This is a genomic window from Bradyrhizobium sp. 26S5 (assembly GCF_036923295.1).
GTDB classification, from domain to species: Bacteria; Pseudomonadota; Alphaproteobacteria; order Rhizobiales; family Xanthobacteraceae; genus Bradyrhizobium; species Bradyrhizobium septentrionale.
Genome location: NZ_CP145948.1, coordinates 2,520,252 through 2,541,053 on the forward strand (window position 1 = coordinate 2,520,252; position 20,802 = coordinate 2,541,053).

Annotated in this window: 21 protein-coding genes; 14 read left to right on the top strand and 7 right to left on the bottom strand. The window is 65.0% G+C overall.

The annotated features are described in order from the left end of the window. Positions 1 to 7: 7 nt before the first annotated feature. The 3 genes from phnD (at position 8) to phnE (V5279_RS11845) (ending at position 2,751) form a co-directional block, all read left to right on the top strand. On the top strand, positions 8 to 943 hold the full coding sequence (phnD, locus tag V5279_RS11835) for a phosphonate ABC transporter substrate-binding protein (protein WP_338697477.1): 936 nt from the start codon (positions 8 to 10) through the stop codon (positions 941 to 943). 78 nt (positions 944 to 1,021) lie between these two features. Next, positions 1,022 to 1,906 carry a phosphonate ABC transporter, permease protein PhnE gene (gene phnE, locus V5279_RS11840; protein ID WP_338697479.1) on the top strand — a complete coding sequence of 295 codons (885 nt, stop codon included), beginning with the start codon at positions 1,022 to 1,024 and terminating at the stop codon, positions 1,904 to 1,906. Then, positions 1,903 to 2,751, top strand: a complete 849-nt coding sequence (gene phnE, locus V5279_RS11845) for a phosphonate ABC transporter, permease protein PhnE (RefSeq protein WP_338697481.1) — start codon at positions 1,903 to 1,905, stop codon at positions 2,749 to 2,751. The genes phnE (V5279_RS11840) and phnE (V5279_RS11845) overlap by 4 nt, the downstream gene beginning before the upstream one ends. A gap of 246 nt (positions 2,752 to 2,997) precedes the next feature. Here the strand turns inward: phnE (V5279_RS11845) and phnF are convergent, their stop codons facing one another. After that, positions 2,998 to 3,723, bottom strand: coding sequence for a phosphonate metabolism transcriptional regulator PhnF (phnF, locus tag V5279_RS11850; protein WP_166304739.1), 726 nt, complete (start codon positions 3,721 to 3,723; stop codon positions 2,998 to 3,000). Positions 3,724 to 3,827: 104 nt separating this feature from the next. Between phnF and phnG the strand changes: the two genes are divergently transcribed. The 9 genes from phnG to V5279_RS11895 are packed head-to-tail and all read left to right on the top strand — an operon-like array spanning position 3,828 to position 10,781. Next, positions 3,828 to 4,289, top strand: a complete 462-nt coding sequence (gene phnG / locus V5279_RS11855; RefSeq protein WP_338697483.1) for a phosphonate C-P lyase system protein PhnG — start codon at positions 3,828 to 3,830, stop codon at positions 4,287 to 4,289. A 4-nt stretch (positions 4,290 to 4,293) separates the two neighbouring features. Next, positions 4,294 to 4,902, top strand: coding sequence for a phosphonate C-P lyase system protein PhnH (phnH, locus tag V5279_RS11860; protein WP_338697485.1), 609 nt, complete (start codon positions 4,294 to 4,296; stop codon positions 4,900 to 4,902). A 3-nt stretch (positions 4,903 to 4,905) separates the two neighbouring features. Further along, positions 4,906 to 6,009 (top strand): carbon-phosphorus lyase complex subunit PhnI, encoded by a 1,104-nt coding sequence (locus tag V5279_RS11865; RefSeq protein WP_338697487.1) that lies wholly within the window; start codon positions 4,906 to 4,908, stop codon positions 6,007 to 6,009. After that, positions 6,006 to 6,890, top strand: a complete 885-nt coding sequence (locus V5279_RS11870) for an alpha-D-ribose 1-methylphosphonate 5-phosphate C-P-lyase PhnJ (RefSeq protein WP_338697489.1) — start codon at positions 6,006 to 6,008, stop codon at positions 6,888 to 6,890. The genes V5279_RS11865 and V5279_RS11870 overlap by 4 nt, the downstream gene beginning before the upstream one ends. Continuing rightward, the gene (gene phnK, locus V5279_RS11875; protein WP_338697490.1) at positions 6,883 to 7,680 is read left to right on the top strand and encodes a phosphonate C-P lyase system protein PhnK; all 798 of its coding nucleotides are present in this window, start codon (positions 6,883 to 6,885) and stop codon (positions 7,678 to 7,680) included. Before V5279_RS11870 ends, phnK begins: the two co-directional genes overlap by 8 nt. Positions 7,681 to 7,688: 8 nt before the next feature. Beyond that, entirely contained in the window at positions 7,689 to 8,387 is a 699-nt protein-coding gene (phnL, locus tag V5279_RS11880; RefSeq protein WP_338697492.1) for a phosphonate C-P lyase system protein PhnL, read from the top strand. A 13-nt stretch (positions 8,388 to 8,400) separates the two neighbouring features. Then, a complete protein-coding gene (locus V5279_RS11885; protein WP_338697494.1) occupies positions 8,401 to 9,555 on the top strand; it encodes an alpha-D-ribose 1-methylphosphonate 5-triphosphate diphosphatase in 1,155 nt (384 codons plus the stop codon). Beyond that, a complete protein-coding gene (gene phnN, locus V5279_RS11890) occupies positions 9,552 to 10,148 on the top strand; it encodes a phosphonate metabolism protein/1,5-bisphosphokinase (PRPP-forming) PhnN (RefSeq protein ID WP_338697496.1) in 597 nt (198 codons plus the stop codon). Before V5279_RS11885 ends, phnN begins: the two co-directional genes overlap by 4 nt. A gap of 21 nt (positions 10,149 to 10,169) precedes the next feature. Beyond that, positions 10,170 to 10,781 carry a pyridoxamine 5'-phosphate oxidase family protein gene (locus V5279_RS11895; RefSeq protein ID WP_338697498.1) on the top strand — a complete coding sequence of 204 codons (612 nt, stop codon included), beginning with the start codon at positions 10,170 to 10,172 and terminating at the stop codon, positions 10,779 to 10,781. A 24-nt stretch (positions 10,782 to 10,805) separates the two neighbouring features. On the opposite strand, the gene V5279_RS11900 is transcribed toward V5279_RS11895, so the two are convergent. Both V5279_RS11900 and V5279_RS11905 read right to left on the bottom strand, forming a co-directional pair. Then, a complete protein-coding gene (locus V5279_RS11900; protein ID WP_338697500.1) occupies positions 10,806 to 12,530 on the bottom strand; it encodes a SulP family inorganic anion transporter in 1,725 nt (574 codons plus the stop codon). A 53-nt stretch (positions 12,531 to 12,583) separates the two neighbouring features. Continuing rightward, entirely contained in the window at positions 12,584 to 13,183 is a 600-nt protein-coding gene (locus tag V5279_RS11905; protein WP_338697501.1) for a TetR/AcrR family transcriptional regulator, read from the bottom strand. Positions 13,184 to 13,386: 203 nt separating this feature from the next. On the opposite strand from V5279_RS11905, the gene V5279_RS11910 reads away from it, so the two are divergent. After that, positions 13,387 to 14,631, top strand: coding sequence for an efflux RND transporter periplasmic adaptor subunit (locus V5279_RS11910; protein WP_338697502.1), 1,245 nt, complete (start codon positions 13,387 to 13,389; stop codon positions 14,629 to 14,631). A 22-nt stretch (positions 14,632 to 14,653) separates the two neighbouring features. Continuing rightward, on the top strand, positions 14,654 to 17,836 hold the full coding sequence (locus tag V5279_RS11915) for a multidrug efflux RND transporter permease subunit (protein ID WP_338697503.1): 3,183 nt from the start codon (positions 14,654 to 14,656) through the stop codon (positions 17,834 to 17,836). A 37-nt stretch (positions 17,837 to 17,873) separates the two neighbouring features. Here V5279_RS11915 and V5279_RS11920 read toward each other — a convergent pair whose 3' ends face one another. The 4 genes from V5279_RS11920 to V5279_RS11935 all read right to left on the bottom strand — a co-directional run bounded on the left by V5279_RS11920 (position 17,874) and on the right by V5279_RS11935 (position 20,683). Next, positions 17,874 to 18,092: a hypothetical protein gene (locus tag V5279_RS11920; RefSeq protein ID WP_338697504.1), complete on the bottom strand. Its 219-nt coding sequence runs from the start codon at positions 18,090 to 18,092 to the stop codon at positions 17,874 to 17,876. 236 nt (positions 18,093 to 18,328) lie between these two features. Continuing rightward, on the bottom strand, positions 18,329 to 19,129 hold the full coding sequence (locus tag V5279_RS11925; protein WP_338697505.1) for an SDR family oxidoreductase: 801 nt from the start codon (positions 19,127 to 19,129) through the stop codon (positions 18,329 to 18,331). A 1-nt stretch (position 19,130) separates the two neighbouring features. Next, positions 19,131 to 19,685: a carboxymuconolactone decarboxylase family protein gene (locus V5279_RS11930; RefSeq protein WP_338697506.1), complete on the bottom strand. Its 555-nt coding sequence runs from the start codon at positions 19,683 to 19,685 to the stop codon at positions 19,131 to 19,133. Positions 19,686 to 19,732: 47 nt separating this feature from the next. Continuing rightward, positions 19,733 to 20,683: a hypothetical protein gene (locus tag V5279_RS11935; protein WP_338697507.1), complete on the bottom strand. Its 951-nt coding sequence runs from the start codon at positions 20,681 to 20,683 to the stop codon at positions 19,733 to 19,735. Positions 20,684 to 20,802 lie beyond the last annotated feature (119 nt).

The window sequence follows — 20,802 nt, forward strand, 5'->3', positions numbered from 1 at the left end:
GGTAGTCATGTTCACTCGTCGCATCATTCTGGCCGGCGTCGCCGCGCTGGCGCTCACCGGTTCCGCATCCGCGCAGGACTGGAAGGCAAAATATCCGGAGCTCACCTTCGCGGTGGTGCCGGCGGAGAACGCCTCGGGCGTCACCGAGCGCTGGACGCCGTTCGTTGCGTATCTGTCGAAGCAGCTCGGCGTGAAGGTCACGCTGCGCATCGCCAATGACTACGCCGCCGTCATCGAAGGTCAGCGCGCCGGCAACATCCAGATCGCCAGCTACGGCTCGGCCTCGTTCGCGCGCGCGCGCCTGACCGGCGTCAAGACCGACGCGTTCGCCAACGACATCAACGCCGACGGTTCGACCGGCTACTACTCGGTGTTCTTCGTCAAGGCCTCGAGCCCCTACAAGAGCGTCGACGATCTGAAGGGCAAGAACCTCGGCCTGGTCGATCCGAACTCGACCTCGGGCAACAACGTGCCGCGCTTCGAGCTCGACAAGATGGGCATCGCCGACGCCGACACCTATTTCGGCAAGGTCGTGTTTACCGGCAGCCACGAGAACGCGGTTCTGGCGCTGGCGCAGGGCACCGTCGACATGGCCGCCAACCAGTGGACCAGCGACGACGATTCGACGCTGGCGCAGATGCTGACCAAGGGCATGCTGAAGAACGCCGACGGCTCGGCGATGAAGAAGGACGATTTCCGCATCATCCACAAGTCGGCGCCGATCATCAACGGACCCTATGCGTACAACGCCGATCTGCCCGAGGACCTGAAGGCTGCGATCGCGAAGGCCTTCTTCGAAGCCCCGACCAAGGACAAGGCCGCGTTCGACCGTCTCTCCGACGGCCAGAAGAAGGGCTTCCATCCCGCCACCACCAAGGACTGGGATGGCACGATCGAGCTGATCAAGTTCGTCGACGCTCTGCGCAAGAAGAAGGCGAGCTGATCGTTCGCCTGACGTCACGAGGCCGGGTCTGACAGCCCGGCCTTTGTTCTCAACTCCGAACCGGACTGGCACGCGTCGATGGCGACCGCCGTATCCATTCTTCCAGCGCAGCAACTGGCAATGCTGGAAGAGGCCTACCGCAGGTCGGTCTCGCGCAAGCGGCTGAAGGCCGCGCTGGCGGCGGCAGTATTCTGCGCGGCCCTGGTGATCGCCGCGTTCGGCGCGGAAGTGAACCTGCGCACGCTGTTCACTTATTTCGGCAACTTCGTCAGCTATTTCGACCGCATCCTGACGCTCGAATCGGGCGCACGGGTGTGGACCGATTTTCCCGAATGGTTCTGGGGCTGGAAGAAATGGCTGAGGATGCTCGGAGAGACCGTGCTGATCAGCTATGTCGGCACGCTGACCGGCGCGGTGTTTGCCTTCGCTCTGAATTTCTTCGCGGCCCAGAACACCTCGCCGGCGCCGTGGCTGCGCTTTGCGGTGCGCCGGCTGCTTGAATTCGCCCGCACGGTGCCCGGCATCGTGTTCGCGCTGATCTTCGTGATCGCGTTCGGCCTCGGGCCGATGGCCGGCGTGCTGGCGATCGCGATCCACTCGACCGGCGCGCTCGGAAAACTGTTCGCCGAGATCGTCGAGAATGCCGACATGAAGCCGGTCGAGGGCATCCGCTCCACCGGCGCGAGCTGGCTGTCCTGCATGCGCTTTGCCGTCCTGCCGCAGGTGTCAGCGGGCTACGCCAGCTACGCGCTGCTGCGCTTCGAAATCAACGTCCGCGAAGCCTCGGTGATGGGCTTTGTCGGGGCCGGCGGCATCGGCCAGGAGCTCGTGGTCGCGATCCGCAAGTTCTACTATTCCGACGTCAGCGCCATCCTGGTCACCATCATCATCACCGTCTTCATCATCGACATCTCGACCGGCTGGCTGCGCGGCCGGCTGTTCGGCAAGGAGACGCGGCGATGAGCCAGCTGCCGAAGCCGGACACCGGCGCGCTGCGCACCAAATATCCCGAGGCATTCGACCGGCCCGCCGCGGCGCGGCTGGCGTTGCCGGCCATGATCGTGGCGGCGCTTGCGGTCTTTGTGTACGGCCTGGTCGATCTCGACTTCTCGCCGTCCAGGCTGATCGCGGGCCTCAGCCAGCTCGGCTGGATCACCATATTGATGATCCCGCCGAATCCCGGCGCGTCATTCCCGCTCTACATGCAGGCGCTTGGCGAGACGCTGTCGATCGCGCTGCTCGGCACCACGCTTGCGGCATTGCTGGCGCTGCCGGTCAGCCTGCTGGCGGCGCGCAACATCATCCCCTCGAACCTGATCCGCTTTCCGGTGCGCCGCTTCCTGGATTCGATCCGCGGCGTCGACACGCTGATCTGGGCGCTGGTCTGGATCAATGTCGTCGGACTCGGCCCGTTTGCCGGCGTGCTCGCGATCATGGTCTCCGACTTCGGTGCGTTCGGAAAGCTATTCTCCGAGGCGATCGAGGCGGCTGACCGCAAGCAGGTCGAGGGTATCCGCGCCTCCGGCGGCAATAGCTTGCATGAAATCCGCTTCGGCCTGTTGCCGCAGGTGCTGCCCGTGATCGCCGGCCAAGTGCTCTATTTCATCGAGTCGAACACGCGTTCGGCCACCATCATCGGCATCGTCGGCGCCGGCGGCATCGGCCTACAACTCGCCGAGCAGATCCGCGTGCTGGAATGGCAGAAGGTGTCGTTCCTGATCCTGATGATCCTGATCGCAGTCGCGGCGATCGACTTCATCTCGAGCAAGCTACGCTTTGCGATTATTGGTCAAAGGGCGGTGGCCTAGCTCGCCGCGCGCTCAATCATCCTTCTCCCCTTGTGGGAGAAGGTGGCGTAGGCGGCCTTTGGCCGCCGTCTTCTAGAAGGACGCCGATGCCTTGGCATCGGCTACGGCGCCGGATGAGGGGTATCTCTCAGCGAAATCAGAAGCCGATATGTTCGCGGAGAGATACCCCTCACCCGGATCGCATCTGGCGATGCGATCCGACCTCTCCGACAAGGGGAGAGGTGCACCGCCAGTGTGGCGGCACATTCAACCGTTCTCGACCAGAAACTCCACGCGCTCGGCGGCAAAGCGCGAGCGTTTGGTCACCAGCGGCTGGTCCAGCATGTCGACGTCGGTTGCGTCGACCACCAGCACCGGCCGTCCCAGCGGCAGATCGAGTCGCGCGGCATCAGTGGCATCGGCGATTGCCGCGGTGATCCGGGTCGAGGCGCGGTGGTAATCCCTGACGCCGTAATGCCCGAGCAGCTTCGTCATCGAGTGCACGTTGGCGAACACGCTGCCGGCATCGGGAAACCGCTCGGCCGACAGCCATGTGGTGGAGACGCAGATCGGCGTCCGGTCGGCGAGGCGCACCGCTTCGATCCGGATCAGCCGCGCACCGATCTTCAGGCCGAGCTCACGCGCGATCTCGCGGTTGGCGATATCCTCGCCGGCCTCGATCAGCTGGCCGCGCGGTTCGTGGCCGCCGGCGCCGACGATCTCCGAAAATCTTGTGCGTGAGCGCAGGGGATAGGCGAGGCGCTGGGCCTCGACATAGGTGCCGCTGCCGCGCTCGGCGCGCACCAGGCCGCGCTCGGCCAATGCGGCGAGCGCCCGCCGCACGGTGTGGCGGTTGACCCGGTAAGTCTCGGCGATCTCCATCTCGCCGGGCAGCTTTTCGCCCGCGGCAAAGCGGCCGTCAGCGATGCCGCGCTCGATGCCGTCGGCGACCTGCCGCCACAAGGCGACGCCGGAACTTTCCTGCATGCTCATGGCGCGGTGATACCAGAAATCGTCGGTTTGTCACGAAACAGTCATGGCGCTCGGCTATCAAGTTGTCTAGTATCATAGACAACTTGATATAGGCAAGGTTGCCCATGAGTTCGACCGGACCAAACAGCAAACAGGCCCAGCGCAAGGCCGCGATGTCGGTGCTGGCGCATGCCGCCGCTGCCGACATCGCAGGCCGGCTCGCGGCGATCGCGGTGCCGGCGCATGAGAACCTGCGCGAGCCGGAGAACGGCCTTGTGATGCTGCGCGGGCGGATCGGCGGCGACGGCGCGCCGTTCAATCTCGGCGAGGCGACGGTGTCGCGCGCGGCGGTGCGGCTTGCGACCGGCGAGGTCGGCTTCGGCTACACGCTCGGCCGCGATGCGCAGAAGGCGCAGATGATCGCGCTGTGTGACGCCATGGTGCAGTCGACGGAGTTGTCCGGCGAGGTGGAGGCGAAGGTGATCGCGCCGCTGCGTGTGGTCATGAACGCCAAACGCGCCCGCAAGGCCGCCGAGACCGCGGCGACGCGGGTCGATTTCTACACGATGGTGCGCGGTGAGGGGTGATGCAATGACGACGATTGCCGAAATGCCCGCAGGCTTTGCCGACAAGGTGCTGTCGGCGCAATCAACCTTCCGTTCCGTGATGGAGGCGATGGCGCGTCCGGGCAGCGTGCAGCGCGTTGCGGCGAGCGCAGGCACGCCCGCCGGCATGATGCGCGGCGCGGCTGCGATCGCGCTGACGCTGTTCGATCACGACACGCCGATCTGGCTCGATGCTGCGACGTCGGCGACGCCGGATGTCGCCCGCTGGCTGAAGTTTCACGCCAGCGCGCCGGTTGTCACGGACTCCTCGATCGCGAGCTTCGCGCTGATCGGCGATGCCGCGAATCTGCCGGCGCTCGAGCGTTTCGCGTTCGGCAGCAGCGAATATCCGGATCGTTCGACCACGCTGATCCTGCAGGTCGACAGCCTGACGCAGGGCCCGGCCTTCGAGCTGAAGGGGCCCGGCATCGACGGCAGCGCGCTGTTGCAGGCGATGATCAGGCCGAGCGACCTGTTCGAGCGGCTGTCGATCAACGAGGTCCTGTTCCCGCGCGGCATCGATGTCGTGCTGGTCCATGACGATGCCATTGTCGCGATCCCGCGCACCACGCGGCTGATCGCAAGCGGAGTGTGAGCGATGTATGTAGCGGTCAAGGGAGGCGAGCGCGCCATCGAGAACGCCCATCGCCTGCTCGCGCATGAGCGGCGCGGCGATCGCGATGTGCCCGAGGTGACGCTGGCGCAGATCTCCGAACAGCTCGCGCTCGGCGTCGATCGGGTGATGACCGAAGGCTCGCTCTATGACCGCGAGCTCGCGGCGCTGGCGATCAAGCAGGCGCGCGGCGACATGATCGAGGCGATCTTCCTGGTCCGCGCGTTCCGCGCCACGCTGCCGCGCTTCGGTGCCACCGAGCCGGTCAACACCGGCGAGATGCAGGTGCGGCGGCGCATCTCCTCGACCTTCAAGGACGTTCCGGGTGGCCAGATACTCGGCCCGACCTTCGATTACACCCATCGCCTGCTCGACCCGCAGCTCGCGGAAGGCTTTGTGCCGGAGCGGCCGGCGACGTCGGAAGCCTCGCAGGCGGCGACGCCGCGGGTCACCGACATTCTCGGCCGCGACGGCCTGATCGAGCCCTCGCCGCAAGCCGAGGCCGACGCGCCGGTCGGCGACCTCACGCGCGAGCCGTTGAGCTTTCCGGCCGATCGCGATCTGCGGCTGCAGAATCTCGCGCGCGGCGACGAGGGTTTCCTGCTCGCGCTCGGCTACTCGACGCAGCGCGGCTACGGCCGCAACCATCCCTTCGCCGGCGAGATCCGCTTTGGCGAGGTCGAGGTCGAGTTCTCAGCCGAGGACGTCGGCTTTGCCGTGCCGCTGGGTTCGATCGCATTGACCGAATGCCAGATGGTCAACCAGTTCAAGGGCTCGACCACCGAGGCGCCGTGCTTCACCCGCGGCTATGGGTTGGCCTTCGGCCAGAGCGAACGCAAGACCATGTCGATGGCGCTGGTCGACCGCGCGCTGCGCGCGCGCGAGTTCGGCGAGGAAGCCGCTGCACCGGCGCAGGACGAGGAGTTCGTGATGTCGCACTCCGACAACGTGCAGTCGACCGGCTTCGTCGAGCATCTCAAGCTGCCGCATTATGTCGACTTCCAGTCCGAGCTCGGCCTGCTGCGCAAGCTGCGGCAAGAATTCGCCGATGCCAATCAAGAGACGGCACTGCAGGAGGCCGCGGAATGAACGCGCCGACGTACAACGTTGCCTATCTCGACGAGCAGACCAAGCGGATGATCCGCCGCGCGATCCTGAAGGCGATCGCGATCCCCGGCTATCAGGTGCCGTTCGCAAGCCGCGAGATGCCGATGCCCTATGGCTGGGGCACCGGCGGCGTGCAGGTGACGGCCGCGATCCTCGGTCCCGACGACGTGCTGAAGGTGATCGACCAGGGCTCGGACGACACCACCAACGCGATCTCGATCCGCAAATTCTTCGGCAAAACCGCGGGCGTCGCGACCACGACCTCGACGACGGATGCGACCGTGATCCAGACCCGGCACCGCATCCCCGAAGCGTCGCTGCACGCCGGGCAGGTGCTGGTCTATCAGGTGCCGATCCCCGAGCCGCTGCGTTTCCTCGAGCCGCGCGAGACCGAGACGCGGCGGATGCACGCGCTCGCGGAATATGGCCTGATGCATGTCAAGCTGTACGAGGACATCGCGCGCTTCGGCCACATCGCGACCGCCTACGCCTATCCGGTGAAGGTGAACGCGCGCTACGTGATGGACCCGTCGCCGACGCCGAAATTCGACAATCCGAAGATGGACAATTGCGCGGCGCTGCAGCTGTTCGGCGCCGGCCGCGAGAAGCGGATCTACGCGATCCCGCCCTACACCACCGTGGTCTCGCTGGATTTCGAGGATCATCCGTTCACGCGCTACCGCTTCAACGCGCCCTGCGCGCTGTGCGGCGCCGACTCCTCCTATCTCGACGAGATCGTCACCGACGACAGAGGCGGGCGGATGTTCGTCTGCTCCGACACCGATTTCTGCGAGCAGCGCCAGGCCGCCGGCCATCACGGCACCGAGAGCGCAGCGCCGCACAAGGAGAAGGCGCATGTCTGAGCTCGCAAGCCTCGACACCGACCAGCCGTTGCTGGTGGCCGAGGGGCTCGGCAAGAATTATGGCCGGCTTCCGGCCTGCCGCGACGTCTCGTTCGCGCTTTATCCGGGTGAGGTGCTGGCGATCGTCGGCGAGTCCGGCTCTGGCAAGTCGACGTTGCTGCAACTGCTGTCGGCGCAGCTCGCACCCAGCGCGGGGCAGGTCTCCTACCGGATGCGCGACGGTGTGCTGCGCGATCTCGCCGAACTCGGCGAGGCCGAGCGGCGCTTCCTGTTCCGCACCGACTGGGGCTTTGTGCATCAGGACCCGGCGCAGGGATTGCGCATGGGCGTTTCGGCCGGTGCCAATGTCGGCGAGCGGCTGATGGCGGTCGGCTGGAATCACTACGGCCGGATCCGCGACACCGCCTCGACCTGGCTGGAGCGGGTCGAGATCGATGTCGGCCGCATCGACGATGCGCCAAAAACCTATTCGGGCGGCATGCGGCAGCGGCTGCAGATCGCGCGCAACCTCGTGACCGAGCCGCGGCTGGTGTTCATGGATGAGCCGACCGGCGGCCTCGACGTCTCGGTGCAGGCGCGCCTGCTCGACCTGATGCGCAACCTCGTCAGCGAGCTTGGCCTTGCCGCGATCGTCGTGACCCATGATCTCGCGGTGGCGCGGCTATTGTCGCATCGCGTGATGGTGACGAAGGGCGGCCGCGTCATCGAGACCGGCCTCACCGACCAGGTGCTCGACGATCCCCGCGAGCCCTATACGCAGCTGCTCGTCTCCTCGATTCTTCCGCCATGAGCTTGCCAATGACCGCGATGATCGAACTAGCCAACGCCGAGAAGACCTTCACCATGCATCTGCAGGGTGGCGTCGAGCTGCCCGTGGTGCGCGGCGTCTCGTTCCACGTTGATCCCAGCGAATGCGTGATCCTGTCGGGCCCGTCGGGCGCCGGCAAATCCTCGATCCTGAAGATGATCTTCGGCAATTATCGCTGCGACAGCGGCCGGATCGGCATCCGCCACCACGGCAAGGTGATCGACCTCGCCACCGCCGAGCCGCGCCAGGTGCTGAGCATCCGCCGCTCGACGATCGGTTATGTCAGCCAGTTCCTGCGCGCGGTGCCGCGGGTGGCGACGATCGACGTCGTCGCCGAGCCGCTGATCGTCAACGGCGTGGCGCGCGAGGAGGCCCGCGAGCGTGCCGGCCGCCTGCTGCGCCGGCTGAATATCCCGGAGCGTCTCTGGACCTTGCCGCCCTCGACCTTCTCTGGCGGCGAGCAGCAGCGCGTCAATATCGCGCGCGGCTTCATCTCGGACCTGCCGATCCTGTTGCTCGACGAGCCGACCGCTTCGCTCGATGCGGCGAATCGCGCAGTGGTGGTCGAGCTGATTGCGGAGAAAAAGACCAGGGGCGTCGCGATGGTCGCGATTGTCCATGACGACGAAATCCGTCATCTGATTGCCGATCGCATCGTCGACGTGACCTCGTTTGCCGCTGCTGCCTGAAGGACCGTTTGAAATGACCGCCAAGCAAGACACCATCATCGGCAACGCCCGGCTGGTCCTCGCCGACCGCGTGATCGAGCAGGGCTGGGTCGCGATAGCGGACGGCAGGATCGCGGAATACGGCGAGGGCAGGGCGCCCGAGGCAGCCGAGGACGCCGGCGGCGACCTCCTGATGCCCGGGCTGATCGAGCTGCACACCGACCACCTCGAAATGCACTACGTGCCGCGGCCAAAAGTGTTCTGGAATCCGATCGCAGCCGTGATCTCCTATGACGGGCAGCTCGCGACCTCGGGCATCACCACGGTGCTGGATTCGCTGCGGGTCTGGCGCGAGGACGGCGCCGAGGATGTCGACGGCCGCGCCGGCGTGCTGGCGGCGGCGATTTCGGCCGCGCGCGAGGAAAATCTGCTGCGTGCCGATCACTTCCTGCATCTGCGCTGCGAAGTCCCGATGCCGGATGTCGTCGCCGAGGCCAAGGAGCTGATCGACCGGCCGGACGTGCGGCTGATGTCGCTGATGGACCACACGCCGGGGCAGCGCCAGTTCCGCGACGAGGTAAAGCTGCGCGACTACTATCGCGGTAAGGGCGGCGGCATGACCGACGCCCAACTCGACGTGCTGTTTGCGCGGCGCTTCGCCTATCAGAAGGAATATGCCGTCGCCAACACCCGCGCGATCGTCGCGCTGGCGCATGCGTACAAGATTCCCTTGGCGAGCCATGACGACACCACCGACGAAAACGTGGTCGACGCCGTGAACGACAAGGTCGCGGTCGCGGAATTCCCCACCACGATGGAAGCCGCGCGCGGGCTGCACGCCGCCGGCGTCGACATCCTGATGGGCGCGCCGAACGTGGTGCGCGGCGGCTCGCACTCCGGCAATATCGCCGCTGTCGATCTCGCCAATGAGGGCATGCTCGACATCCTGTCGTCGGACTACATCCCGTCCAGCCTGCTGATGGCGGCGCTGCAGCTGCCGCTTCATGTGCCGGCGATCGATCTCGCCTCGGCCGTCCGCACCGTGACCAAGACGCCGGCCGAGGCGGTCGGGCTCACCGATCGCGGCGAGATCGCGGTCGGCAGGCGGGCCGATCTGATCCGCGTGCATGTCGCCCGCGACCTGCCGGTGGTGCGCAGCGTCTGGCGCGAAGGAGCCAGGGTCGCATGAACGAACTCCCTGCCGTCGCCGCGCAACACGCCACCACGATCGGTCCCGGCCGGTTGATCCTGGTGGTCGGCCCGAGCGGCGCCGGCAAGGATACGCTGCTTGGCCTGGCGAAGGTGGCCTGTGCCGACGATCGCGACATTGTCTTTGCGCGCCGGCTGATCACCCGCCAGGCCTCAGTGTCGGAAGACAATGAGGAGGTCAGCGCGGACACCTTCCAGCGCGCGGCTGCCGCCCGCGACTACGCCATGCACTGGGATGCGCACGGCCATCGCTACGCGCTGTCGCGGACGATCGACGACGATATCAGGGCCGGGCACACCGTGATCGCGAACGTCTCGCGCACGGTGATCGCAGCCGCCCGCCGCAACTATGCCAATGCCATTGTGGTGTCGGTCACGGCGCCGCCGGACGTGCTGGCTGCGCGACTGGCGGCGCGGGGGCGTGCCAGCGACGGCGGGCTCGCGCAGCGGCTGGGGCGCACCGTCGACGAGAGCACGGCTATGCCTGATTTCACCATCATCAATTCCGGCACGGCCGAATATCACGCGCGACAGCTTGTCCGCATCATCAAGGGCGAACGCTGGGACGACTAACGAAAGAGGAGAACAGCACGAATGTCGGTGATCTCTACGATCGAGCAGCTTGAGGCGATCTACGGCTTCCCGAACGAAGCGTCGACCGTGAAGGTCGCCGATCACGTGACGCCGCTCTATCGTGTGCTCATCGAGAAGTCACCGTTCGTGTCGCTCGCGACCTCGGGCCCCGAAGGCCTCGACTGCTCGCCGCGCGGCGACCTGCCGGGCTTCGTGCGCATCCATGATGCGAAGACGCTGATGATGCCGGATCGCCGCGGCAACAATCGCTGCGATTCGCTGCGCAACATCGTTCGCGATCCCCGCGTCGGGCTGTTGTTCCTGATCCCGGGCTCGGGCAGCACGCTACGCGTCAACGGCCGCGCCTATGTCTCGGCCGAGCCGGAGCTCCTGGCCTCCTTCAAGATGGAAGGCAAGGCGCCGCGCACGGTGATCGTGATGAATGTGGACGAGATCTACTTCCAGTGCGCCCGCGCGATCGTGCGCTCCGACCTCTGGAATCCGGACAAGCGGGTCGATCCGAAGGCCCTGCCGACGCCGGGCCAGATCCTCGCCGAGATGAGCGAGCACACGGTCGGCGGCGAAAAATACGATCGCGAATGGCCGGAGCGCGCGCGGCAGACGATGTGGTGATGTAAAGGGCGGCTGGGATTGAACTTAAGATTGAGCCCGGTCTTCCCAGTCCTCCCAAGTCACGTCGGCATTGATCTCGAGGTAACGCGAAACGGCGACGCCGATGGTCGGGAAGAAGTTGTTCTCGCCAAGCTGCGCCAACAAGCCGAATTTCTTCAGCTTGTCCCTGACGGGATCCTTGAGCTCGGCAAAGCACAGCTCGATCTCCCGCGCCTGCAACGCCTCGTCCAGCTCGGCGAGAATGTCGCCGGCGGTCACGTCCACGCTGGTGACCGGCTCGGCCGCAACGACCAGCCAGCGTACCGGCGTCGGAGATTTCGCCACGGCATCCAGCGCGCGTTCCTTGAAGAACTCGGCATTGGCAAAGAACAACGGCGCATCCCACCGGAACAACACCAGCCCGGGGATTTGGCGCGCGTCCGGATATCGCGTGATGTCGTGATAGCCCTTCACGCCGGAGGCGCGGCCCAGCACGGCGGAATGCGGGCGCCATCCGTCCCACAGGAACTCGATGATGGCGATCACGATGGCGAGGCCGATTCCCGGAATCACCCCGAGTACGGCAACGCCGACGAAGCAGACCACCGATAGCCAGAACTCCCACTGCTGAATGGCGTAGATTCGCTTGAGATTGCCGACCTCGAACAGGCTGAGCGCGGCGGCGATGACGACGGCGGCCAATGCGGCGTTGGGCAAGTGCTGAAGCAGGTTCGGCGCCATCAGCAGCAGAAGGGCAATGGCAAGCGCGCCGATGACGCTGGTGAGTTGGGTGCGCGCTCCGGCGGCTTCCGCAACGGGCGTGCGCGATCCGCTGCTGCTGATCGGAAAGCCCTGGAAGAAGCCGGCCGCCAGATTGGCCGCGCCGAGCCCCACCATCTCCTGGTTGGGATCAACGCGATCGCCCAATCGTCCCGCATAGGCCCGCGAGAGCACGCTGGTGTCGGCGAATGACACCAGCGCGACGGCGCAACCGCCGATCAGCACCTGCACGATATCGCCATAGCCGATCCAGGGAATCGCGAATCCCGGCAGGCCCTGGGGAAGCGAACCCAAAACTGTCACGTTAAAGCGCGCTCCAAGATCGAGCACGCCGGTGACGACCGTCGCCGCAACGACGGCAATCAGGATGCTGGGAAGCCGCTTGTTCCGCGCGAGCAGCAGGATCACCGCCAATGTGGCAAGGCCGATCCCGAGCGCGATCCAATTCGTCTTTCCGTCAAGAACCGCTCCGACGACCGCCCAGAGGCTGCGCAGAGGTCCATCGCTTTCGATGGAGAAGCCGAACAGCTTTGGCAGCTGGCTGATCAGCACGGTCAGGGCAATTCCATTCATGTAGCCGTAGCGGATCGGCTTGGAGAGAAGCTCTGTCAGGAATCCCAACCGCGCGATGCCCGCCACGATGCATATCGTTCCGGAGACGATAGCCATCATCGCGGCGAGGGCCACCGCGCGCATGGGATCGCCGCCCGACAGCGGAACGACAACGCCGAGGATGATGGCTGCAAGCGCCGAGTCCGGTCCCAGGACGAGGATGCGGCTCGGCCCGAACAACGCGTAGACGAGCAGCGGGATGATCGTCGCGTAAAGTCCGTAGATGCCCGGCAAGCCGGACGCTTCCGCATAGGCGATGCCGACCGGGACCAGCATGGTCGCGAGCACAAGCCCCGCGACGATGTCGTGTGGAAACCACGCCGCTTGGTATCGACGGAGCGTGTTGAGACCTGGCAGCCAGCTGGTCCAGTGATGCATTGCCGGTCACTCCCAACTGCGTTGGGGCTCGCGTGCGCATGACTTGAACCGCTCTAGCCCTTCGCCTGTTCATCAAACGCCTTCAGCGACACCGCCGCAATCTCGCGCAGCGCGTTGCGGTCGGCGCCCGAGGAGGCCATCACGCACATGCCTGATGTGACCGCGGAGAGATAGCGGGCGAGCATGGCCGGATCGGCGCTTTCGTCCAGGTCGCGTTCGGCCTTGGCCCGGACAAAGCGTTCGCGCAACTGGTCTTCGGTGTGGGTGCGGCGCGCCGCCAGTTCGAATGGAACATTTTCCGAGCCGGTGCCGCAGGCAAGGCCGCCCTGGACCAGCAGACAGCCGGGCGGGTTGGCGGGATCGGTCTGGGCGTCCGCGTGCTCCATCAGAAATCGTTCGGCCACCTCGCGGGCGGTGGCGGCGCCCAAAACCGTTTCCATCCAGGCGTCACGGCGCTCGGTGTAGCGGTCGAGGGCGGCCTTCAGCAGGCCTTCCTTGCTGCCGAAGGCGGCATAGAGGCTCGGCGGATTGATGTTCATCGCCTCGGTGAGCTGCGCAATCGTCGCACCCTCGTAACCATGGCGCCAGAACACGTCCATCGCCTGGTCCAAAGCGGCATCCGCGTCGAAAGCGCGGGGGCGTCCCATACCCATTTTCGTTACTCCGTAAGCCGGGTGCCGTTTCTGTGACGGATTGTCCCTGGCTTATCCTCTTGTTGCACGTGATGTTTTTCCGCGGCTTCTCATTTCCCCACGAATGCGCTAAGAAAATCATAGTGCTCGATACATAAGTATCTTGCGAACCGGCGTCCAGCTCCACATCTGTAGTGAACACTACAGATATCTGGAGCGCGTGAATGCCCTCGTCAACCCAAAATCCCCGTTCCGGCCGCCTCCGACGCGTCGTCGGCGGTATTGTGATCCTCGGCGCCCTCGCTGTCGCCGGTTCGATCGCGACCGGCCACTATTTTCATGCCGCCCAGGCGACCGCCACAGCGGCCGCGCCCGAACCGGCGGTGCCGGTGACCGTGGCCGTGATCCAGCCGCGCCCGACCACGCTGTTTGATGACTTTTCGGGCCGGCTCGAGGCGGTCGACCGCGTCCAACTCCGGCCGCGGGTGGCGGGCGCGATCCTGGCGACCAACTTCACCGAAGGCGCGCTGGTGAAGTCCGGCGACATCCTGTTCAAGATCGACCCCGCGCCCTACGCCGCCGAGGTCGACCGCGCCCAGGCGCAGCTCGAGGCCGCCAAGGCCCGCGCCGTCTTCACCGCGAGCGAAGTCGAGCGCGGCGCCCAGCTGGTCGGCAACAACATCGTCACCAAGCGCGACTTCGACCAGCGCGACAACACCAATCGCGAGGCGATCGCCAACGTCAAGGCGGCTGAAGCCGCGCTGCAGACCGCAAAACTCAATCTCGATTACACCGAGGTCCGCGCACCGGTCGACGGTCGGGTCGGCAGGATCGAGATCACGGTCGGCAACCTGGTCGCGGCGGGCACCTCGTCGCCGGTGCTGACCTCGCTGGTCTCGGTCAATCCGATCTATGCGAGCTTCGATGCGGATGAGGAGGTCGTGCTGCGTGCGCTGAACTCGATCGCAGACGCCTCAGGCAAGCGCGGCAATCTCGATCAGATCCCGGTCGACATGGTGACGTCAGGCGGCCTCAGCGCCAAGGGCCACATCCAGCTGATCGACAACCAGGTCAACGGGCAGAGCGGCACCATCCGCGTCCGCGCCGTGTTCCGGAACGACGACGGCCGGCTGATCCCCGGACAGTTCGCCCGCGTGCGCATGGGCCAGCCGAAAGAGCAGACGATGGTACTGATCGACGAGCGCGCCGTCGGTACCGACCAGGACAAGAAGTTCGTCATGCTGGTCGGCGACGACAGCCGCGCGGTCTATCGCCCGGTCACGCTCGGCGGTGCGGTCGACGGCCTGCGGATCGTGACCGCCGGCCTGAAATCCGGCGACCGCATCGTCGTCAACGGCCTGCAGCGCGTGCGTCCCGGTGCGCTTCTGAAGATGGAAGTCGCCGAAATGGGCGCGCGCGGCATGCAGCAGGCATCCACTGAAACCAACCAGCACGTCGTGCGGCGCTAGGCGCTGCGCGCGGGGCGGAGCCATGAATCTCTCAAAATTCTTCATCGACCGGCCGATTTTCGCCGGCGTGCTATCGATCCTGATCTTCCTGGCCGGCCTGATTTCGCTGCTGGCGATGCCGATCTCGGAATATCCCGACGTGGTGCCGCCGTCGGTCGTGGTGCGCGCGACCTATCCGGGCGCCAATCCGAAGGTGATCGCCGAGACGGTGGCAACGCCGATCGAGGAGCAGATCAACGGCGTCGAGGGCATGCTCTATATGTCGAGCCAGGCGACCACCGACGGCGCGATGACGCTGACGGTGACGTTCCGGCTCGGTACCGACCCCGACAAGGCAACGCAGCTGGTGCAGAACCGCGTGCAGCAGGCCGAGCCGCGCCTGCCGGCCGTGGTGCGCCAGCTCGGCATCATCACCAAGAAGAGCTCGCCCGACCTCACCATGGTCGTGCATCTGCTGTCGCCGAACAACCGCTACGACATGACGTATCTGCGCAACTACGCGGTGCTCAACGTCAAGGACCGGCTGGCGCGGATCGACGGCGTCGGCGACGTCCAGCTCTATGGCGCCGGCGACTATTCGATGCGGGTCTGGGTCGATCCGCAGAAGGCTGCCGAGCACGCCCTGACCGCAAGCGACGTCGTCCGCGCGATCCAGGCACAGAACGTCGAGGCCGCCGCCGGCGTGGTCGGATCATCGCCCAGCGTCAAGGGCCTCGACCTCCAGCTCTCGGTCAACGCCGAGGGACGGCTGTCGACGGAAGAGCAGTTCGGCGACATCGTGGTCAAGACCGGCGCGAATGGCGAGGTGGTGCGGCTGCGCGACGTTGCCCGGATCGAACTCGGCGCCTCCGAATACGGCCTGCGCTCGCTGCTCGACAACAAGCAGGCGGTCGCGATCCCGATCTTCCAGGCGCCGGGATCGAACGCGCTGGAGATCTCCGACCACGTCCGCGCCACCATGGCCGAGATCAAGAAGAACATGCCGGAAGGCGTGTCGTACAAGATCGTCTACGATCCCACCCAGTTCGTGCGCTCGTCGATCGAGGCCGTCATCCACACCCTGCTCGAGGCGATCGCGCTCGTCGTGTTGGTCGTGATCCTGTTCCTGCAGACCTGGCGCGCTTCGATCATTCCGCTGATCGCGGTTCCGGTGTCGATTGTTGGCACCTTCGCGGTGATGCATGTGTTCGGCTTCTCGATCAACGCGCTCAGCCTGTTCGGCCTGGTGCTGGCGATCGGCATCGTGGTCGACGACGCCATCGTCGTGGTCGAGAATGTCGAGCGCAACATCGGATCCGGCCTGTCGCCGCGCGACGCCACCAATCAGGCGATGCGCGAAGTGTCGGGCCCGATCATCGCGATCGCGCTGGTGCTGATCGCAGTGTTCGTGCCGCTCGCCTTCATCTCCGGCCTCACCGGACAGTTCTACAAGCAGTTCGCGTTGACGATCGCGATCTCGACCGTGATATCAGCGATCAACTCGCTGACGCTGTCGCCGGCGCTGTCGGCACTGCTCTTGAAGGGGCATCACGAGCCGAAGGACTGGCTGACCCGGGTCATGGAAAAGTCGCTGGGCTGGTTCTTCCGAGGCTTCAACAAGGTCTTCACGAAATCCTCCGAGAACTACGGCCGCACCGTCACCAAGGTGATCTACGGCAAGGCTGCGGTGATCGGCCTCTATGTGCTGCTGGTCGGTCTCACCGGCGTGCTGTTCAAGCAGGTCCCGAGCGGCTTCGTGCCGGGCCAGGACAAGCAGTATCTGGTCGGCTTTGCCCGGCTGCCCGATGGCGCGACGCTCGACCGCACCGAGGAGGTGATCCGCAAGATGAGCGACATCGCGCTGACCCAGCCGGGCGTCGAGAGCTCGGTGGCGTTTCCCGGCCTGTCGATCTCCGGCTTCACCAACTCCTCCAACGCCGGCATCGTGTTCTCGACCTTGAAGCCGTTCGACGAGCGCAAGGATCCCTCGCTCAGCGGCCCGGCGATCGCGGCGGCGCTGAACAAGAAATTTGCCGGCATCCAGGATGCCTTCATCGCGATGTTCCCGCCGCCGCCGGTCAACGGCCTCGGCACCATCGGCGGCTTCAAGCTGCAGATCGAGGACCGCGCGGGCCTCGGCTATGAGGCGCTGAACGATGCGACCAAGGCGTTCATGGCCGCGATGCAGAAGGCGCCGGAGATCGCCGGCGTGTTCTCGAGCTTCCAGGTCAACGTGCCGCAGCTGTTCGCCGATATCGACCGCACCAAGGCGTTGCAGCTCGGCGTGCCGGTGACGGAAGTCTTCAACACGCTGCAGATCTATCTCGGCTCCTACTATGTCAACGACTTCAACAAATTCGGCCGCACCTATTCGGTTTATGTGCAGGCGGACGCGCCGTTCCGCGCGCGCGCCGACGACATCAGGCAGTTGAAAGTGCGCTCGTCGTCCGGCGACATGGTGCCGCTGTCGGCCTTGCTGAAGGTCCGCCAGAGCGCGGGACCGGAGCGTGCGATCCGATACAACGGCTTTCTGTCGTCGGACATCAACGCCGCCGCGGCGCCCGGTTATTCCTCCGGCCAGGCCCAGGAGGTGGCAACGCGGATCGCGGCCGAAACGCTACCGCCGGGCTTCGCCTTCGAATGGACCGACCTAACCTATCAGGAGTTCATCGCCGGCAATTCCGGGCTATGGGTGTTTCCGCTGGCGATCCTGCTGGTGTTCCTGGTGCTCGCCGCGCTCTATGAGAGCCTGGCGCTGCCGCTCTCGATCATCATGATCGTGCCGATGGGCCTGCTGGCAGCGATGTTCGGCGTCTGGCTGTCGAAGGGCGACAACAACGTCTTCACCCAGATCGGCCTGATCGTGCTGGTCGGATTGTCGGCCAAGAACGCCATCCTGATCGTCGAATTCGCGCGCGAGCTCGAATTCGCCGGACGTTCGCCGATCCGCGCCGCGATCGAGGCGAGCCGGTTGCGGCTGCGGCCGATCCTGATGACGTCGATGGCGTTCATCATGGGCGTGCTGCCGCTGGTGCTGTCGACCGGCGCGGGCTCGGAGATGCGGCGCGCGATGGGCGTCGCGGTGTTCTCCGGCATGATCGGCGTCACGATCTTCGGCCTGTTCCTGACGCCGGTGTTCTATGTGCTGCTACGGAGCCTCACCGGCATGAAGCCGCTGACGCAGCACGGCGAGGCGACCATTCCCGGAAAAGCACACGCGGCATGATGCCGCGTGTGTAAACTTCTTGTCAGCTTCGAAAGGATCAGGCTGCGATATCGAGCAGCAGAAGTGACGAGCCGCGGACCAGCACCTTGCGGCCCGCGGGGGTCAAGGCGAACGCATCTCCACGCACTGCGACATAACCGAGCGTGATCAGGCTTTCGACGGCAAACCGGTTCAGCCTCGAAGGGTTTGCTGCGGGAGCCCGCAACGCTTTCAGCGCATCCCACTGATCGGGTCTGAGTTCGAATTCTTCGCTCATGGTCTTGGCACTCCAGAAATCTTGGGGTGCGAGATACAGAGCGCAGATGAATTTCGTGCGACCACAACGAGTCAGGATTTCGATTTATGTGGACGCGCCGTCACATCGCCGTGTCATTGGAATACTTCAAGTTTTTCGAATCATTGCGGCGCATTGACGCGTGATTTCGTCACAGTGATTAACCCCACGCCGTCACACAGGTTAATCACCTGGATTAACCGGGTTAATCATCTCGATTAGCCGCGCCGCACGCTTGCGCCGCCATCGACTGGCAACGTCACACCGGTGATGAAATTGGCTTCATCCGATGCGAGAAACAGCGCGGCATTGGCGACATCCCAGCCGGTCCCCATCTTGTGACGCAGCGGCACCTTGCTGTCGCGTTCCGCCTCGACCTCGGCGCGGCTCTTGTTGAATTCGCGGGCTCGGGTGTCCACCGCCATTGGTGTGTTCATCAGTCCGGGCAGGATCACGTTGGCGCGAATGCCATATTGCGCATTCTGGTAGGCGAGCTGCTCGGTGAAGGCGATCATTGCCGACTTGGTTGCCTTGTAGGCGACGTAAGGATAGGTCGTGATTGCGGCCATCGACGAGATGTTGATGATCACGCCGCCTCGCTGGCGCCGCATGATGGGGATCACATGCTTGGCGGCCAGGACGCAGCTCTTCAGATTGATCGCCACGCAGCGGTCGAATGCCTCCTCGGTGATGTCGAGCAGTTCGGCGTCGCCGCCGGAGAGGCTGACGCCGACATTGTTGTGCAGGATGTCGACGCTGCCCCAGTGGGCGTGCGCGGCGACCACCATTCTCTCGATGTCGACGCTTTTGGTGACGTCGGCCTTGAAGGCTATCGCAGTGCCGCCCTTAGCCGCGATCAGGTCGACGGTTTCCTGCGCCGATGCCAGATTGTGATCGACGCACAGCACCTTGGCGCCTTCGCGGGCGAAGGTCAACGCGGTGGCGCGGCCGTTGCCGATGCCCTCGCCGGGGCTCTGGCCGGCGCCGACGACGATGGCGACGCGATCTTGCAGGCGCATCTCACTTCACTCCCGGGATCGGGTACTGTTGCAGTACCTCTTTGTAAGTTGGTTCATTGTCGATCTTCATGGTGGCGAGCACCCGCACCACGGCGCAGTAGAACGCAATGGTCAGCACCAGGTCGGTCATGTGCTCGTCGGACAGCTCTCGCTTGATCTCGGCAAAGGTCGCATCCGACATCGCGAGCTCGCGCACCATCTCGCGGGCGCCCCTGAGGATCGCTTTCGCCAGCGGCTCGAGCTTCGACGGCCTGCCGCCGGTTTCCGCGATCAGGCCCTTTATGTCCTCGTCGGTGACGCCGAACTCCTTGCCGATCTTCACATGGTGGGTGAACTCGTATTCCGACTTCTCGAGCCAGCCGACCTGCAGGATCGCGAGCTCGCGCAACCGCGGATCGAGCTTGCTCTTGAAGCGGATGTAGCCGCCGATGCCGTTGAAGGCGCGCGCCATCTCCGGCGAGTTGACCAGGAGCTTGTGCAAATTTGTATTGCGCTTGAGCATGTCGCGATATTCGGGTGCGACCTGATCGGCTTCGAGATAGGGCAGGCGGGCCATTGTTGTTGTCCTTGGTTTGGCGGCTTGCGGAACAGGCGGCTGTCGCTTCAGCCGTAGAGTGCTTTGTGCTCGCTTTCGTAGTTGGCGTAGGAGTCCTTCATGCTGGCGCCGTTGAGCAGCATGGTCGCAACCACAGCATTGTCGGCATCGAACACGGTCGAGCGCACCCACATGCTCTCGGTGCGCTTGCTGCCCGAGAGCGCGACGACCTCGCGCTCGACCCAATAGGTCTCGCCCGGGAACAGCGGCCCGCGCACCAGCCGAATCTCCTGGTCGGCGAACAGCCCGACCGCCGGGCCGCGGACCGGCAGGCGATCTTCGCGCGCGCGGTACTGGAACAGCACGCTCAGCATCTCCATCGGGATGATGGCGCGGCCCCAGGGATTATGCTCCAGCGAATAATAGTCTGAAGGTTCGGTGATCACCTTGAGCTTGTCGGCCAGCGAAAACGGATAGAGATCGCCCATGTTCTGGTCGAAATCCATCTTGATCGCCTGCCGCGGCGTCTTCATGCCGACCTTGATGTCGGCAAGGATCACGGGATCGGTCAGCGGCTTCAATTCGCCGAGCCGGTGGCTCAGCGCCGTCTCGCTACCGTCGCCATCGATGGAGGCGGTGCCGCGCAGGATCTCGGTGCCGTCGCGCTTGATCATCCCGATCGTGCAAACGGTCTGGCCCGGCTTCGGCTTCTCGATCTGGGCCTGCACCTCTTCGCCTTCGAACACCGGATTGCGGTAATGCGCCGACAGGCATCCGGTCATGAACCAGGCCCGGCCCCAGATCCGCTCGCATAATGGCGCGAACTGGCTGAAATGGGTCGGTCCCTCGATCGTGCCGCCGCGGAAGCCGAGCTTCTGCGCGGTTGCGTCGTCGTGGATCGACGCGTGCGAGTCGTAGGTCTGGGCCTGCAGCATCTGCTTCGGGCTACGCCACGGACCCACCAGCAGATTGCCGTTCTCCACGATCTCCGTCGTGAACGCGGATTCGACTGTAATCATCCTTGGTCTCCCTTTGCGCGCCACCGTTTCAAAGAAGCCGGGGTTCGGCAAGACCTCGCATGTGCAACATCGAGTTATGTGCTGCGGCCATGGAACGGGGCTGTTCATGCATAACAAAA